Below are 18,111 nucleotides of genomic sequence, written 5' to 3' on the forward strand. Positions count from 1 at the left end.
ATGCGTAGAAATAGATGGACTGGTTTATTAACAAGAAAAGAATGACTTACAGGAGGAACATCATGAGTACAAAACGTGTATTGATTACAGGCGCCAATTCCGGTATGGGACTTGCTTCTACTATCGAATTAGCGAAGCGTGGTTATGAAGTGATTATGGGCTGTCGTAACGAAGAACGCGGACAACAAGCGTTACAAGAAGCACGTGAACAGAGTGGTTCTGATCGAATTAGTCTTATGAAATGTGATCTAGGTTCTCTTAAACATATTCGAGAGTTTGCCGAAGAATTCAACCAAAAATATGATCGTTTGGATGTACTGCTTAACAATGCAGGAGTAGTGAATTTAAAGCGTCAGGAGACTGAAGATGGATTTGAAATGAGTATTGGTGTGAATCATCTAGGGCACTTTTTGCTGACTCATTTACTGTTGGATGCACTTCAAGCTTCTCCGCAAGGACGAATTGTTGTGGTCAGTTCAGGCGCTTACAAAATTGGTAAAATTCATTGGGATGATCCACATTTACATCATGGATATACTGTTATCAAATCGTATGCTCAATCCAAGCTTGCGAATATCTTTTTTACACGTGTTATGGCTGACAAGTTAAAAGGCACAAATGTAACGATCAATTGCCTGCATCCCGGTGCAGTGGCTACGAATATTGGAGTCGATCGAGATACTGGATTCGGCAAGCGTATTTTGGCAGGAGTAGCGCATCTTCCTTTTTTCCAGACGCCAGAGCAAGGTGCCGAGACTGCTATTTTTCTAGTGGATGATGAGGCTGTCGCTCAACATTCGGGTGCTTATTATTATCGTAAACAGAATCATAAGCTGAAGTCCAAAGCCCTTGATGAAGCAGAAGCGCTTCGTTTTTGGGAATGGAGTAAAGAGCAAATAGGCTGGCAAGATTAATAAGAATGATCATTTTAAAATGATGTCATTTGTTGTGCAATCTATCTTACATCATGATGGATCTACTGTTACAATAGAAGCATCTGGTATCCAGTAGGATCAGAATAAACATAGAAAGGATGATGATATAGAATGAGTAATGAATATCCACCAAATCCGAATGGAGTTCAGCAGAATCCGTATCAAGCTCCGCCTCAAGAGCAACAGGGAGGAATGCCACCCTATCCACCTTATATGCAACCGCCTTTACAAGGGTTAGGTGGCTGGTTAGCTTGTTTTCAGGTGTATATGTATTATGTACTTATCGCTTTCTTTTTCACGATTCCTAGTTACATATTTTTAATGTGGATGCACAATAATCCAGAAGAGTTTGAATCAGCAATGCCCGGAATGACTAATCAGTTGTTTGCGATTTATGGTGAACGTTTTACATTGGTGATGACCATAGGAATTATACTTGCTTCGATCTCTTTGGTCTGGATGCTTGTTAATTTAATTTTCTTTTACCAACGTAAAAAATTCTTGCCACGTTTGATGATTGCTTATTTCATTTTTGAGTTAGCAGGTACAGTCGTTACTATGCTTATCATACCTGATGTAGGTGTATTTACTACATTTAGTACGATTTTGGGAGTTGCTCTTGCTGTAGCTTGGATTTTCTACTTTATGCGTTCTGTACGTGTTAAAAACACATTTGTGCGTTAATCTTCTTTAATTAATACATCTAATCTTAATTTTTGCGTTTTTACAAGGAGGCAGACTTTATGAGTGATCCACATTTACCGTACACTATAGAAATAGCCAGACAAGAAGATTTACCTGCTATTGTCGATATCTATAATGCTTCGATCCCTGCAAGGCTAGCTACCGCAGACACAGAACCTGTGACTGTAGAAAGCCGTCAAGCGTGGTTCGATGAGCATGTTCCAGATCGTCGTCCCCTGTGGGTCTTGTGGCAAGAAGGTCAGATTGCAGGCTGGGCAAGTTTACAGACCTTTTATGGACGACCTGCTTATAATGGAACAGTGGAGCTAAGTGTATATGTGCATAATGATTATCAAGGCAAAGGGATAGGGAGCAAATTAGTATCTTATGCGATTGAGCAAGCCCCATCATTGCATATCCATACATTGCTTGGATTTGTTTTTGCTCATAATGATCCAAGTCTAAAATTATTGCGTAAGTTTGGATTTGAAGATTGGGGACATTTGCCACGTGTAGCTATTTTGGATGATGTAGAACGTCATTTAGCGATTGTGGGCAAACGCATAGAATCCAAGTAAAATAAGCTACATATTTAACTTCATACTTGCAACCTCACACCTGATAATCCGTCTAAAGATTATCAGGTGTTTTTTCATTATGGCGTCGATTACACTGGGATAGAGTATGCATCTGATAAGATCGGTAGGTTGCTCAAAGATAAAGTTGACGTTAATATGTATGAGGAACCATAACTATAGAGAAATGGCTATTCCAGCATATGCCAACAGGAAATAGCTTGTGAAAGGAAGCCGATCAATGATTATATTAAAATCGCCTCAAGAAATAGAAGCAATGAGAACAGCTAGTCAGATCGTAGCTGATTGTCATCGTGAGCTTGCCAAGCTTATTCAACCCGGCATTACCACGATGGAAATTAATGAATTTGTCAAAAAACATATCACCAAACTAGGTGGTAAGCAGTTTACCAATGGATATAATGGTTTTGAATATGAGACCTGTGCATCTGTAAATGACGTTATTGCTCATGGATTTCCGAGTCGTACTCCTTTAAAAGAAGGCGATATTGCCAAAATCGATATCGTTGCTGAATATGATGGTTGGCTTGGTGATTCCGCATGGTGTTATGCCGTAGGTAACATCTCACCAGAAGCAGAAAAATTAATGCGAGTCACTAAAGAATGTCTGTATATCGGGATAGAACATGCTATCGTAGGCAATCGTCTAGGAGATGCAATGGCACCTCTTCAACATCATGCAGAGAGCAATGGCTTCCATGTGGTACGTGATCTGTTAGGGCACGGAATAGGGCGTGAACTTCACGAGGAACCAAACTTTACACATACAGGTAAGCCCGGCAAAGGCACACGTCTTAAAGAAGGTATGGTCTTTACGATCGAACCGATGATTAATGAAAGTACGTACCGGATGACGATTGATGCAGATGGTTGGACAGCACGTACCGCAGATGGTGGATGGTCTGCTCAGTATGAGCATACAATAGCGATCATAGCGGATGGACCGATTATTTTGACTGCTCAGTAATCGTTTTAGATTCGTCTGAGTTTCTTTTGAATAAGGATCAGGTGCAGTGCTTAGCAAGTGAATCATCAACAGCTGTTACCTGATCATTAATCCTAATTAATAATTTAATTTTGATATATGGTTATGATTTTTATTCAAAAGCAAGCATTTGAGGTAAATAATAGGCAATATTATATCCAAATCAACCTTCGCTTTCCCAAAGATACAATCGCTATCGGATAAATAATAATAGTCGGTATGATATTCATTAACTATTTGTGCTAACGATTGCACTCTTGAATATTACAAAAACCTCCATTAAATAGGACTAAAGTTCCATTAAACCTTCAAGAATTCGACAAAATATCCGATACTATTATTATAAGCAATTGTAAATAAATACTAGACTTGTTAGTAACCCTTGACGGTATGGAAATGAATATGAACATTCGTGCTCATAGTTAACCTAAAATATGGTGGTGAATATAATGTTAGATAAAATGAATCATTCCTTAATACGAAATTTAGATGTAGCTGCTGACTACTTTTACGATATAGATGATCTTGGACTACAATATACGCCTCAGTACAGTATATTCAAACTTTGGGCACCAGATGCTGTCCAGATGGATCTTATGTTATATCAAGATATGGGTGTGTACGATGACGAAGGTCTAGTGCATGATCATACGTATGGTAAAGCGTATCCAATGAAATCCGAAGAAGGCGGCGTATGGCAATGTGAGCAACACGGTGATCTTGCAGGTCAGTATTATATGTACCGTGCTACATTTGCTGACGGTTCTGTCCAATATGCAGTAGATCCTTATGCTCGGGCTGTTTCTCCGAATGGACAACGGACAGCTATTATTGATCTTCAGACGACCAATCCAGAAGGTTGGGAAAATGATGTAAAGCCACGTATGTCCAGTGTGACTGATGCTGTGATCTACGAACTGCATGTGCGTGACTTCTCCATTGATGAATCTTCGCAAATGAAATATAAAGGTCAATATCTAGCTTTTACTGAAAAAGGTCTACAAGACGAGCATGGCAATCAGATCGGTATCGATCATCTTAAAGAACTAGGTATAACCCATGTTCATTTATTACCGATTGCTGATTTCCATACCGTCAATGAATTAAAAGTAAATGATCCTGATTCTACTCAGATGAAATACAACTGGGGATACGATCCTCAGCATTACAATGTACCTGAAGGCGCATATGCGACTGATCCTGCGGATCCGACTTCACGTATTCGTGAATTTAAACGTTTGGTACAAGCTTTACATGCAGAAGGTCTACGTGTAGTCATGGATGTCGTGTATAACCATACGTATTCTGTAGATGATGGACCTTTTGATCGTTTGGTTCCGGGCTACTTTTACCGTACAGATGAAAAAGGTCAATTGACTAACGGTTCTGGTGTAGGTAACGAGATTGCAACAGAACGTCCAATGGTACGCAAATATATCAAAGATTCTTTGCGCTACTGGGCTAATGAATATCATTTGGATGGATTCCGATTTGACTTGATGGGCTTAATTGATACCGATACCGTGACTCAATTGACTCAAGAATTACGTCGTGATGTCGATCCTTGTATATTGATCTATGGTGAGCCATGGACAGGTGGATGGTCTCTTCTTCCACAACAGACGCTGAAAGGCGCACAACGTGGTAAAGGATTTGCTGTATTTAACGATAATTTCCGTGAAGCGATTAAAGGCGATAGCGATGGGGATACACAGGGCTTTGCAACAGGAGCATTTGATGTTGAAGGCGATGTTGTCAAAGGAATCTATGGCGCAATTGGTGATTTTACAGATCATCCTAGTGAAACGGTCAATTATGTAACCGCTCATGATAACTTAAATCTGTGGGATAAGCTTGTACGTACCTACGGACAAGATGATGCTCTTTCTTTCTTACACATGGATAATGGACAGTTAGCAGATGGACGTAGCGTAGAACAAGCGGTAGAAGCCGCAGAACCTTATAAATACATTGATCCTGAATATGTGTTGTCTAATGATTGGGTTCGTCGTTCAATCTTGGCAAATGGGATTGTGTTAACCAGTCAAGGCATTCCATTTATCCATGCTGGCGATGAAATGTTACGTACCAAATTTGGCGATCATAACAGTTATCGTAGCCCTGATGTGATCAATGGATTACGTTGGGAAAATAAACATCATTTCCGTCCTGTATTTGATTATTATCAAGGTCTGATTCAATTAAGACGTTCTCATCCTGCATTCCGTATGGATCAACGAGAAGATGTTGAAAAACATCTAAAAGTATTGCGTAGTGACAAGCAGATTGTTGCTTTCCAACTTGGTGAATATGCTCATGGTGATAAATGGAATCGAATCGTTGTAATCTATAATGCGAGCACTCATGATCAGAATGTGGCTTTGCCATTATCAGCAAGCCCATGGCAAGTGGTTGTTAACGAGAATCAAGCAGGTATACATCCATTAGCTAGTGTGGTCGGTCAAGAAGTGATCGTTCCACCATTATCAATTATGGTGCTGTACGATGAAGAAGATCAATATATCCCTGTAGCAGCTAGTCTAGAATGGGATTATACTCCAAGCATTATGGAACCCGGCGAAAAGTTACAGATTAAAGTCACTCCACGCGATCAACGGGGTCGTATTTTTGAAGCAGAATCTGTACAGTTCCACTCTTCGAATGAGCAAAACGTCATTGTTCGTGAAAATGGACAAATAATTGCTTTAAACGAAGGAGATAGTACAATCTGTGCTTCTTGTGGTAGCGTGAAAAGTACACTGTTATTACATGTAGAAACGCTAGTACCGCATATGATTCATTTGCAAGGGGAACATCAAGTCTATGGCGGAAAACGTATTCCGTTGAAGGCTGAAGTTCTGGATCAATACAGTCGCCCCATTGCTCGTCCAAAAGTGCAATGGGATTCAAGCGACAAACGGATTATCCGTGTAAATAAAGATGGATTGGTACGTGGGATTCGCCCGGGTACAGCCAAAATTACCGCTTCTTGTGGTAAAGCAACAGCCCAATGGTTAGTAGAAGTACTGCCTTATGTTCCTCGTAGTATTGAAGTGGAATATGAGCGTCCTAATCAAGATTATAAAGGTTGGAATCTATGGGTATGGGGACCAATCTTAGGTCACAGACAAGTTGATTTTGAACGGATTGAAGACGGTAGAGCCGTTGCAAAAATTGTGGTTGCTCCTGAAGAAACCAGTGTTGGATTTATTATCCGTCTCAAAGACTGGCAAGCCAAAGATGTAGATACAGATCGCTATATTTTCGTTAATACTCATCAAGATGCGATTAAAGTATTAATCAAAAGTGGCGATCCACAATTTGAAGTAGAACCTGTGATGTAATCATTCAAAATAGCTACTTCTTTAGAAATAAAGAGTAGCTATTTTTGTTATTTTTGATAATAAATTAGGTTTATAACGAGTAATTATGGAAATGAGAGACCGTTCCTGATAAAATCATAACCAACAAACGTTTGGCATAGCGAAAAATATGGCGATGGAAGTAAAGGATAAGGAATAACGAACACCTAAAATAGATAGAAGGAGGAACTCGTTGATGGCGATTTATGGAATAGCGGACGCGTTCACAGCAAGTATACGATGAGCGAAAACCGGAACCGACTCGGAGTCATTGATATTGGTTCAAACTCAATCCGTCTGATTATTTATGAAGCAGGTGCAGATGGAACCTGTCGTATGATACACAAAGCGAAAGAAACTGTTCGGCTAGGTGTGCGCAGGGATGAGAATGGCAACATGATTGAGGAAGATATCCGAACGGTTATTCCTATCCTCCAGAAGTTTAAGCATATTTGCGCAACGAATCATACCCATCAGATTCGTGCTGTAGCTACAGCAGCAGTTAGACAATCAGCCAATACGGAAGAGATTATGAAGTGTTGGGAAAGCAATACCGATATCAAAGTGCAGATCTTATCCGGTGAAGAAGAAGCGTATTTTGGATTTCTAGGGGTAATGCGCTCTATGCCAGCTCATGTCACAGAAGGCTTTATTGTTGATATTGGTGGTGGCAGTACCGAAATATCTTATTTTAAAAATAACCAATTAATTCAAAGTACTTCATTGCCTTGTGGGGCAGTCAATATGACGATGCAAAATGGTGGTACCGATCATTGGAGCGAGCAATCGACAGCACAGTTGGAACAGAATATTCAGCAACAATTAGCAGAATATCCGTGGACAGCGATGCATCCTGATTTGCCTTTGATTGGTCTAGGTGGGGGTATTCGTGCTCTAGCAAGAATGGAGCGAGAACGTAAACGTCAATCGAAGCCCGCTAGTGATCCTTACCGTATCGATCCAGATACCATTTTCTTTTATGCTGAAGCGTTAGCAACGCTAAGTCTAGAAGAACGGGTGAATCGATTTGATCTAGGGAAAGATCGTGCCGATATTATTGTTGCAGGTACGCTTATCTTACGCACATTGTTAAAACATATGAAATGTTCAGCATTGTTAGCCAGTTGGCGTGGTCTGAGTGATGGTTTTTCACATCATTTTTTCACCGCAGAATCAGCTTCTTCACGTCCCACTTCATAAATATCAAAAAGCTGTTAATGCGCATCTTAGGATGTGACGTTAACAGCTTTTTTGTTATGTAGTTGTTGTTACAAGCAAATTGTTGCGTATATAACAATCCGGAAAATTCTCAAAAAATGTAAACGGTCACAAATGAGCATGAAATAATTAAAATGACATTATCGTTTGAAAAATCTTTAATTTGGGGTAATAATAGAAGGGGTTTATTTGGGAAAAGATGTACATAAGCAGAAAAAGGAGGAAAATGAATGTATTCCATTTTTGGTTTGAGCCATGAAACCACACTATTGGTATGGGCTCTTGTTGCTATTGTTATTTTGATTGTCATGATTGCGAAGTACAAATGGAATCCATTTGTCGTTCTGCTCATGGCATCATTGTTTTTGGGATTGGTTATCGGTATGGCACCACTCGATGTGGTCAAATCCGTACAAAGTGGTCTAGGTGGTACACTGGGTTCCATCGCTATTGTTATCGGTCTGGGTACAATGCTCGGAAAGATGATGGCTGAATCGGGCGGTGCAGAGCAGATTGCCACCACGATGGTTAATCGATTCGGGGAGAAAAATATTCCCTGGGCGATGCTAATCGTAGGGATTATTGTAGGGATGCCGGTATTTTTTGAAGTCGGCATTATTTTGTTGATTCCTATTTTATTTACTGTTATTCGCAAAACGAATATTTCATTATTACGTGTAGGGATTCCGATGCTGGCAGGTTTATCCACCGTTCATGGACTGTTGCCACCGCATCCTGCACCTATGATAGCGATTGATGCTTTTGGTGCAAGTATTGGTAAAACGATCATCTATGCGCTGATTGTAGGTATACCGACAGCGATAGTCGCAGGGCCTTTATTCGGAGCCTATATTGGCAAACGCATTATTGTGCATCCGCCTGAAGGGTTATCTGAACAATTTACAACCAATAACAAATTGGATCGTCCAGACAAGCCGTTGCCAGGTTTTGGGATTACGATGTTGACGATTCTTATGCCTGTAATTCTGATGCTAGCAGGTTCTATTGCTGAGATTGCAGATCCGCAAAGTACGCACGGAATTAGTGTATTTTTACGCTTTGTTGGTAATGAAATCGTAGCGATGTTTATTGCAACTGTGTTTGCCTTTTTCACATTGGGATTCGGACAAGGATTTACCAAAGAACAAGTATCCAAATTTGCAGGGGATTGTCTTGCACCAACCGCTTCGATTATTTTGATTATCGGTGGTGGTGGAGCATTCAAACAAGTATTGATCGACAGTGGTGTAGGTGATGCGATCGCCGCAGTAGCCACTTCTGCTCATGTTAATGTGATTGTATTTGCTTATCTAGTGGCTGCTCTGATTCGTGTGTCTACAGGATCGGCTACAGTTGCAATGACTACTGCCGCAGGGATTGTAGCACCGGTACTAGCATTAACGCCGGGAGCCAATATTGAATTGGTCGTACTGGCGACAGGTGCAGGTTCATTGATTCTTTCTCATGTGAATGATGCAGGGTTCTGGATGGTCAAAGAATTCTTTAATATGACCGTTCCACAGACGTTGAAGTCTTGGACAGTTATGGAGACTTTATTGTCTCTTGTGGCGTTTGGTTTAATTTTGCTACTGAATGTAGTAGTCTAAATAAGAAAAGAAGTGCAGGAAATTAGAGCGAAAGTAGGTTAAATCATGAGCACGGCGAAATATATGATCGGTGTAGATATTGGAACAACAAGTACCAAAGCTGTATTGTTCGAAGAAAACGGCAAAATTGTAGCACAAGGTGGAGCAGAATATCCTTTGCATACGCCTGTACCTTCGATTGCTGAACAAGATCCAGATCAATTGTTCCGTGCAGTGGTTGATTCCGTAAGACAAACGATGGACAAAAGCAGTGTTGCACCGGAGGATGTTTTATTTGTGTCTTTCAGTTCAGCGATGCACAGTATGTTGGTTGTGGATAAAGAAGGCAAGCCGCTTACGCAGTGTATGACTTGGGCAGACAATCGTAGTGCCGCCTATTCTCGTCAATTGCAAAAAGAGAAAAAAGGACATGAGATTTATATGCGTACAGGGACACCGATTCACCCAATGTCTCCATTAACCAAAATAATGTGGATTACCCATGATCAGAAAGAGATTGCGAATGCAGCGCACAAATACATTTCGATCAAAGAATATATTTTCCTGAAATTGTTCGGTGAGTATGTTGCCGATCATTCGATGGCTTCTGCTACTGGACTAATGAACTTGAAAGAATTAGATTGGGATCAAGAAGCTCTAGAAACAGCAGGCATTACACGTGATCATCTATCCAAGTTAGTACCGACTACACATATTATGCACGGTCTACATGCGACATATGCAACAGAAATGGGTCTGATTGAAAGTACGCCATTTGTACTTGGAGCCAGTGATGGAGTGCTATCGAATCTAGGTGTGAATGCTATTGAACCGGGCGTAGTCGCTGTAACTATCGGAACCAGTGGAGCGATTCGTACAGTCACCGATAAGCCAGTCACCGATCCAAAAGGTCGCTTTTTCTGTTACGCGTTGACTGAAGATAAGTGGGTAGTAGGCGGACCGGTGAATAATGGTGGTATTATTTTCCGCTGGATTCGTGATGAATTCGCTGCTTCAGAAGTAGAAACAGCGAAGCGTCTTGGACTGAGTGCGTATGATGTACTGACTCGTATTGCTGAAAAAGTACATCCAGGCGCAGATGGATTATTGTTCCATCCTTACTTATCGGGTGAGCGTGCACCGTTATGGAACCCAGATGCAAGAGGTTCATTCTTCGGACTGGCTTTGCATCACAAAAAAGAACATATGATTCGTGCAGCCTTAGAAGGCGTACTGTTCAATCTGTATACCGTGATGTTAGCAGTAGAAGAGCAAATTGGTGTACCTAAGAAAATCCATGCAACAGGCGGGTTTGCTCGTTCGGAGCTATGGCGTCAGATGATGGCTGATATTTTTGACCAGACAGTTGTGGTTCCTGAAAGTATCGAAAGTTCTTGTCTAGGTGCAGCTGTGCTCGGATTGTATGCTCTCAAACGGATCGATTCATTGGATGAAGTATCCAAAATGATCGGTACCACGTATGAACATAAGCCTTACAAAGAACATGTGGCGATCTATCGCGAACTATTGCCAATCTATATTCGAATTTCACGTAAATTTGAAGAAGATTATGAAGATATCGCAGACTTCCAACAGAAAATGCTAGATAAGTATACGCCTATTGATAAAAAAGATAGTGATGATCTTTAATCAATATGTTGAATGAAATTTCATACAATAAATAACTAATCTAGAAGATCATATAAGGTTGATTTAAAAAAAGATTACTGCTACTATTCGCAGTAATCTTTTTTTAGTTTATAACGTATTATTTCAGGTTAAATATATCGAGTTACTTAGTTATTGCTTTACCGTGATAGAGTTAAAAAGGTATAGTAAATAGAATTCATAAAGGCTGAGGGAGGATTGTATGAAAAATATTATTATCTTAGGCAGTAGTGGAGGCAATCTCTATAGTCTTGGTGGGAAAAATCCAGATGGACTACTAAAAGAATTACTGGTACAAATGGAGGCGGCTGAATTTCATTGTGCAGGTATTCAATTTATTGCTGCTCAAACATCTATGGATCATATCAAAGAATCTACCCCTGCTTCTTTATACATATGGAGTGAAGAAGAACAACGTCCGGTGATTGCGAGTAAAGGAACGCTAGAAGAAATAAACCAAGCAGCTATCGCTCAAGATGAACGATTAGCAGCTATGATAGCCAATGGTGAAGTAGATGGTGTTATTCTGATGAGCGCTAGTCCTGGAGGAGCGAATCGCTTAGCGATTGAAGCCGCAGCAACTGCTCAATTACCAGTGACAGGTACAGGTGGAACGTCGATGGCAGCAGCAGCTACCAAAGGATTGAAAGTGATCTCCACTTCTGGTACAACAGGCACAACCAATCGTACCCGCGCCGTTTCATTTATCACTTCACTGAGTAAGCATTGGGGCAAATCGTATCGTCCGGTGATTGGTCAAGTTTCCCACGGACAAGGAATGCCACAGGGAACAGGCTTTTCACGCATCAATATTCGTGGGATTATGCTGGCATCGTTACCGGGTTTTATTGCGATGGCTTTGATTCTGGCAGCCAGTCAGATCCCCGGATTAACGGCTTTAAGTCAAGTATTTGATATTATGATTGCGGCATTACCTGTGATTATTGCAGTTGTTGCAGCGAAGCAAGTGGCTGAATTAGATGAAGTATCGATTGTAGCAGGGATTGTAGCCGGTGTATTGTCTGTCAATGGAGGAATTATTGGTGGATTGATTGGTGGTATCGGTGCAGGATTGTTAGCCAATTATCTATTCCGTAAATGTGTAGAATGGCGATTTCCTGCAACAACCGTTAATATTGTAGCAGGCGGAGTCGCAGGTCTGGTAGCAGGATTAGTAGTCTATTTCTTTATCGCACCGATTGCCGCTCAAGCTGGCGAAGGGATACGTACTCTTTTAGAAAATCTGGTACAAGCCAATAGCGCCCTTGCTGGCTTAATAGCAGGGTTGTTGATCTGGCCGGCTATTCTTGGTGGTGTATATCATGCGGCTATTTTACCGATTGTATTATTGGAAATGGAACGAAGTGGTAACAGTTTCCTCGGTGCAGTGGATATGACAGGGCTGGTTATGGTATCAGCAGGGATTACTCTAGCTAATATTATTGCTCCACAAGATAAAGGTGCCGCCGCAGTAGCCGCACCAGGGTTTCTTATTAATATCGGATTTGGTACATTTGTAGAAGCGGCATATCCATTTATGTTTGCAAGCAAATGGGTGTTTGGCGGAGCCATTTTCTCAGCCGGGTTAGGTGGATTATTGGTAGGTGTATTGGATGTGCGTGGGATCGCTTATGTTCCTGCTTTTGCAGCTCCTTTTTCTTCTAATCATATTGCTGGCTTTGCGATCGCTATGTTAGGCAGTCTGACTTGTTCATTTGTAATCACATTGATTATTAATCTCATGTTCAAAAACCGTAAAAAGAAAGAGGCTATTCTATGATCGAATTAGTACTGATGAATCATGAACAATATGAAGCTTTTCGTGATCAATCGGCAGCCGATTATGCCGCTGAAAAAGTAGCAGCAGGCACATGGGATGCTGTAGATGCAGAGCGATTAGCAACCGAAAGTTTTGCTAAATATTTACCACAGGGCAAAGATACACCGGGCGCTTATATTTATAATATTGTAGATACAGCTAAGCAACAAATTATCGGTTATATCTGGCTTCAGATCAGTGATGCGCCAGCAGGTAAGCAAGCTTTTCTGTATGATATTTTGATCTATGAACCGTATCAGGGTAAAGGATATGGTCAAGCGACCATGAAAGCACTAGATCAAGTTGCGATAGAAGAAGGTGCCGTTAAGATTGGACTGCATGTATTCGGTCATAATCTCAAAGCGCTACATGTGTATGAAAAAGCAGGCTATCAGATTACCGACTATCAAATGTCCAAAACATTAACTCTATAAAAAAATAGAACATAGTTAGTAAATCTAAAAAAAGGCTATAAACAATATCATCTTCATCAAAAAAGCCTCTTTCTCATCTGCCTTACTGCGCAGAAGAAAGAGGTTTTTCTATAATGATATATGCCCATTACATTAGAGATGTTGATTCGATAAAAAGATTACATCCGATAGATCAATACTTCGTAAGGACGCAAATATTGTAAATCTTCGATATATTGTTCTTCCTCAAGATGAGGAGGATGCGCAGTATGAGGATAGTTTCCTAGAATTTTGACCATCGAAGTCGGAAAGACTCGATATTCTTGAGTCCAATCAATCTCTGCTTCGATATCAGCAAAATTGAGTAGAATTAACCAGCGTTGGCTTTGCCATTCTCGGATAAAAGCAAACACTTCAGAATGATCTTTCAGTAGCATCGTAAATGAACCATGAGACATGATCGGGAACTGCTTGCGCATGGCAATAAGATGTCGGTAATACGATAGAACAGAACCTCGTTGTTCTTCTTGTTCGCTAACACTATAACCTTTCAATCCACGTTTCTCTGGAAATGGAATCCATGGTTCCACATGTTCATCGGGACTAAAGCCAAAATTGTGATGCTGGTGATCCCATAGCATCGGCGAACGTGAACCATCCCGACTTCGCTTATGAATACCGGATAACACTTCTTCAGCAGATTGCCCATTGGCTACCGCTTCTTCATAATAATGAACTGTACCTTGATCTCGATAATCTTCGATTCGATCATACGTGGTATTCGGTAATCCTAATTCTTCTCCTTGGTATACCAGTGGGACACCAGGGATGAGATGGAGAAACGTAGCTATTAATTTAGCAGCAGTCATATTGTGTTCATGATGACCGACAACGTCTGGAATCATACGTGGATGATCGTGCGTACTCAAGTAGACTCCATACTCTCCGCGCGCAAAAACATGTTCATACCACTTCGCTACCGATTCTTTTAACTGAGACACCGACCAATCAGCAGAGCGCCACGGATCATGAGGATCTTTGCCCAGACGCATCATATCCATAGCCAGTACCATATTTAATTCTTTGCGATCAGGTAGCGTATATTCCAATACCTGTTCCATCGTTAAAGAAGGAGCTTCACCTATTGTCAAAATATGCGGATAATGAGCAAATGTTTCTCGATTCAACTCTTGTAAAAATTCATGAATTCGTGGCCCATTTTTATAATATTTTTGTCCGATTGGATGAGGATCATCTTCTGATGCATCGGGTAGATCAGGATGCTTAGAGATCATATTAATCGCATCTAAGCGAAAGCCGTCAATTCCTTTGTCTAACCACCAGCGAATCATTTTATAGATTTCTTGACGTAAAGGGAGATGCTCCCAGTTCAGATCAGGTTGCTTGCGATCAAATAAATGAAGATAATACTCATCGGTCTGCTCATCGTATGTCCAAGCGGATTCATTTTGGAACGAACGCCAGTTATTCGGTTCTGTACCATCGCTTTTAGCTGGTCTCCATATATAATAATTCCGATATGGATTGTCTTTCGCACTTCTCGATTGTTCGAACCAAGGATGCTCATCTGAAGTATGGTTGATCACTAGATCCATAATAAGCTTCATATCTATATGGTGTAACTGTTCAAGTAGCGCTTCAAATTGTTCCATAGTTCCATACTTGGGATCGATTTTGTAATAATCTCTGATATCATAGCCATTATCAATCATCGGTGAATCGTAGACAGGGCCAAGCCAGATCGTATCAATTCCCAGTTGGTGAAGATAAGGAATTCGTGTGGCAATCCCATTCAGATCGCCCCAGCCATCGTTATTGCTATCCATAAAACTAGGCGGATAAATCTGATAAATCACAGATTCTCTAGCTGTTTTATTTTCCATGATGATCCTCCTATTAGATGTTTAACCCCATATAAATTTCAATTATTTAACATAATTAGCCTTTAATACATGGTTAAACCTCGGAGTACATGTTCAAACAATCACTACACCGTCTTTATCATTCGATAAAAATCATGTCCACTGACCTTAATATTTCCATCTTCTGTGTACCCTAATCGTTCATATAACTGTTTGGCTTTAGGATTAGCAGTATCGACAATCAACATCACTTTAGAATGTCCTAATTGTTGAGCACGCTTTTCAAAGGCTTTAATTAAAATAGTTCCAATCCCTTGTCCTTGATAACGAGCATCTACAGCTAGTGAATCCAGGTAGTATTCATCTTCCCGTGCTTCAGGCACAATAGCTGTTGGATCTTGTCCCAGTTCTTGTACACGTTGTATGAGAGGAGCATCTAGCGAAGCAATCTGGCTTCCATGATAAGACAGTACAAAGCCAATCACTTGGTGATCACGTTCTTCGACAAATACATTTTCATAACTGATCCGATTACCTGTTTGTTCAAAAAAAGAACGTAGCGCAAGTAACGATTGTTCTTTGTTAGTTGTTCCTGTTAAGGTATGGGCGATATCTCCAATTGCGGTATACATCAGTTCTAAGACAACAGGTGTATCTGTAGGTTGAGCGGGTCTCATCATAAGTCCTCCATTTGAATCATTATTTGTGAATATCGTTCTATACCAAATCTGTTATAAGCTGATAACTCGTTCTGTATTATACATACTCCTGTATCTGTTTTACTATTATAGATGTAAGGCATTGCATGATTGAATATGAGATTTCAAGCGCTTGATGTTACATATTCATGGTTAAAGAATCTGTTCCATAAGAACGATTATGCCGTGTGTACACACTGTGCATGGTTAGGTAACTGGAGGTGTCATTTTGAGTATGTCATCCACATCTCCTGCTATGCGTGTAAGTGAAACGACTGAGCCGGAGATCATGAAGACGTTAGCTGTAAGTGCTGTAATCTGGCAATTGATGTTGAATGTAATGTTACTTCATTATCAGACGACAGCACAAAAGATAGAAATTGGCATATTATACGATCTGGTTAAATTTTCAGCACCTATGTTTATTTTTGCAATAGCGTTTGATTTGGCGAAGTTAAGAGATACTCACTATTCTCATTATGTATGGCACAAAACAAAAGAGATTATAGGCCCTTATCTTGCCTGGACAGTGGTATATATGATTGTGTTCAATATAGGCAACTACTCGACGATCTGGAATATATTCAAAGGTGTTGTACTGGGCGGTGCTGCACCGCAACTCTGGTACACGATTATGATGTTTCAGATTCACTTATTGTTGCCACTACTCACAGGCTTGGTTCTATTCTTATTAAAAAATAAAAAGAATATCATACCAGTAATGATTATTACGGTGGTCGTCTATGCTGCATTAATTGCATGGTATTCAATCTATGCTTTTCACAATACCCAGCATCCCGGACTTATACAGTGGGATCGTTTATTGTTTATGTTTGGTATCTATGCTGTGCTTGGTGTGATTGCATCCACTTACAATCAGCAATGGCGTGCACTGGTAGAACGTATTCGCTGGTGGGCGTTACCTGTAGCTGGACTATTATTCATACTGGTAAACCATGAATTGTTCTCTTTTGGATTGGATACACTGAATCTAGCCGATGCCAGTTATTTGAAATGGTCGATGGTACTGTTCAATATCGCATTGATCATTATCGTTTATGGATGTACCGTATCGCTGATCAAAAGTGGTTCCAAAACATTACCGTACTTTAAGTTTATCGCTAAATATGCTTTTCGTGCGTATCTAGCCAGTTATTTTGCACTTCGATTAACTGTGGCATTAATCGGTGATTATTTTAGTGATATTCCGTTAGGGTTGAATTTGATCATGACTTTTGGAATAACTGCTTTTCTCTCGTTTGCCATTGTGTATATCGTAGAGTGGATCTGCAAAAAGATAATGGCTTTATTTCGCCGATCCGCAAGCACATCATCTCATCAGACGACTACTCAAGAAGAGGGTGCTTCATCCGAAGCATTAGCAAAAAATTCAATCGTAAATTCACGGAATACCAGTGCAGCTCGTGATAAATAATGATCTCCACGCCAAGAAATACCGATCGTACGCTGGCAAATTGGTGAATGGATAGGTAAAAGCGAAATATCCGGCCCTGTTGATCCTTCCCAGGATACAGCTGGGATAAAAGCAACACCTTGTCCCGCCCGAATCAATCCGCGTACGGTAGCTGGATCATCACTTTCAAAAATATGCTGAGGCTTAAAGCCAGCCATATGACAATAATCATCGGTCATTTCACGTAAGCTATGTCCATGACGAAGACCGATAAAATGTTCATGTGCCGCTTCAGATAGGGCAATACTGCTTCGATGAGCTAGAGCATGACCTTTGGGCACCGCTAGAAAGATCTGTTCCGTCACAAGCGGAGTGCTTTGTATATGTTCATAATTGAGCGGTAAGGAAGAGATGCACAGATCGAATTCAGGTTTGACATTTTCTTCGTAATGCTGAAGCAATTGAAAATGAATATCAGGATATTGTTCACGAAAAGCAGTAATCAAATTCGGTACGATATGAGAACCAACAGGAAAAGCAAGCTTGATATAGCCCACTGTCCCGGTGGCAAGATCATGAACTTCACGGGTAGCATCTTCAAGCGATTGAAGCGCCTTTTCAACATGTTTGAGAAAAGTTCTTCCGTATTCGTTGAGTGTAATATAACGCCCGGTACGGTCAAATAAAGAAACACCAAGTTCGGTTTCGAGCATTTTGATTGATTTACTCAGTGCAGGTTGAGCGATATGAAGTTCTTCAGCAGCATGAGTCATATGTTGAAGCCGTGCTACTTTACAAAAGTATTTTAAGTGAAGTAATTCCATTCAGAACACCATCCAATCTCAATTAA

General features: G+C 40.5%; 14 protein-coding genes. 11 read left to right on the forward strand and 3 right to left on the reverse strand.

Going from position 1 to position 18,111, the window contains the following annotated elements; genetic code table 11:
• Positions 1 to 62: 62 nt before the first annotated feature.
• The 10 genes from RCP16_RS02395 (at position 63) to RCP16_RS02440 (ending at position 13,287) form a co-directional block, all read left to right on the forward strand.
• The gene (locus RCP16_RS02395) at positions 63 to 914 is read left to right on the forward strand and encodes an SDR family oxidoreductase (protein WP_308641569.1); all 852 of its coding nucleotides are present in this window, start codon (positions 63 to 65) and stop codon (positions 912 to 914) included.
• 132 nt (positions 915 to 1,046) lie between these two features.
• Positions 1,047 to 1,619, forward strand: coding sequence for a DUF2569 family protein (locus RCP16_RS02400; protein WP_308641570.1), 573 nt, complete (start codon positions 1,047 to 1,049; stop codon positions 1,617 to 1,619).
• A gap of 59 nt (positions 1,620 to 1,678) precedes the next feature.
• Positions 1,679 to 2,197: a GNAT family N-acetyltransferase gene (locus RCP16_RS02405; protein ID WP_069329228.1), complete on the forward strand. Its 519-nt coding sequence runs from the start codon at positions 1,679 to 1,681 to the stop codon at positions 2,195 to 2,197.
• Positions 2,198 to 2,435: 238 nt separating this feature from the next.
• Positions 2,436 to 3,182, forward strand: a complete 747-nt coding sequence (gene map, locus RCP16_RS02410; protein WP_308641571.1) for a type I methionyl aminopeptidase — start codon at positions 2,436 to 2,438, stop codon at positions 3,180 to 3,182.
• A 479-nt stretch (positions 3,183 to 3,661) separates the two neighbouring features.
• Complete coding sequence (pulA, locus tag RCP16_RS02415; RefSeq protein ID WP_308641572.1) at positions 3,662 to 6,544, forward strand: type I pullulanase; 2,883 nt, start codon at positions 3,662 to 3,664, stop codon at positions 6,542 to 6,544.
• A 258-nt stretch (positions 6,545 to 6,802) separates the two neighbouring features.
• Positions 6,803 to 7,762: a Ppx/GppA phosphatase family protein gene (locus RCP16_RS02420; RefSeq protein WP_137223344.1), complete on the forward strand. Its 960-nt coding sequence runs from the start codon at positions 6,803 to 6,805 to the stop codon at positions 7,760 to 7,762.
• 248 nt (positions 7,763 to 8,010) lie between these two features.
• Entirely contained in the window at positions 8,011 to 9,387 is a 1,377-nt protein-coding gene (locus tag RCP16_RS02425) for a GntP family permease (RefSeq protein ID WP_069329232.1), read from the forward strand.
• Between the two features lie 45 nt (positions 9,388 to 9,432).
• Positions 9,433 to 11,016, forward strand: coding sequence for a gluconokinase (gene gntK / locus RCP16_RS02430; protein ID WP_069329233.1), 1,584 nt, complete (start codon positions 9,433 to 9,435; stop codon positions 11,014 to 11,016).
• Between the two features lie 220 nt (positions 11,017 to 11,236).
• Positions 11,237 to 12,814, forward strand: a complete 1,578-nt coding sequence (locus RCP16_RS02435) for a PTS sugar transporter (protein ID WP_069329234.1) — start codon at positions 11,237 to 11,239, stop codon at positions 12,812 to 12,814.
• The gene (locus tag RCP16_RS02440) at positions 12,811 to 13,287 is read left to right on the forward strand and encodes a GNAT family N-acetyltransferase (protein ID WP_069329235.1); all 477 of its coding nucleotides are present in this window, start codon (positions 12,811 to 12,813) and stop codon (positions 13,285 to 13,287) included. The genes RCP16_RS02435 and RCP16_RS02440 overlap by 4 nt, the downstream gene beginning before the upstream one ends.
• Before the next feature lie 158 nt (positions 13,288 to 13,445).
• On the opposite strand, the gene RCP16_RS02445 is transcribed toward RCP16_RS02440, so the two are convergent.
• Together RCP16_RS02445 and RCP16_RS02450 are read right to left on the reverse strand one after the other, a co-directional pair.
• Positions 13,446 to 15,170, reverse strand: a complete 1,725-nt coding sequence (locus RCP16_RS02445; protein ID WP_308641573.1) for a glycoside hydrolase family 13 protein — start codon at positions 15,168 to 15,170, stop codon at positions 13,446 to 13,448.
• A gap of 104 nt (positions 15,171 to 15,274) precedes the next feature.
• Positions 15,275 to 15,826: a GNAT family N-acetyltransferase gene (locus RCP16_RS02450; protein WP_308641574.1), complete on the reverse strand. Its 552-nt coding sequence runs from the start codon at positions 15,824 to 15,826 to the stop codon at positions 15,275 to 15,277.
• A gap of 256 nt (positions 15,827 to 16,082) precedes the next feature.
• Here RCP16_RS02450 and RCP16_RS02455 point away from each other — a divergent pair, with 256 nt between their 5' ends.
• Complete coding sequence (locus RCP16_RS02455) at positions 16,083 to 17,282, forward strand: acyltransferase family protein (protein ID WP_308642437.1); 1,200 nt, start codon at positions 16,083 to 16,085, stop codon at positions 17,280 to 17,282.
• On the opposite strand, the gene RCP16_RS02460 is transcribed toward RCP16_RS02455, so the two are convergent.
• Positions 17,198 to 18,085 (reverse strand): LysR family transcriptional regulator, encoded by an 888-nt coding sequence (locus tag RCP16_RS02460; protein WP_308641575.1) that lies wholly within the window; start codon positions 18,083 to 18,085, stop codon positions 17,198 to 17,200. The two genes, RCP16_RS02455 and RCP16_RS02460, sit on opposite strands and share 85 nt — an antisense overlap.
• Positions 18,086 to 18,111: the final 26 nt, after the last annotated feature.

It is taken from the genome of Paenibacillus nuruki (genome assembly GCF_963311185.1).
Taxonomy (GTDB): Bacteria; Bacillota; Bacilli; order Paenibacillales; family Paenibacillaceae; genus Saccharibacillus; species Saccharibacillus nuruki.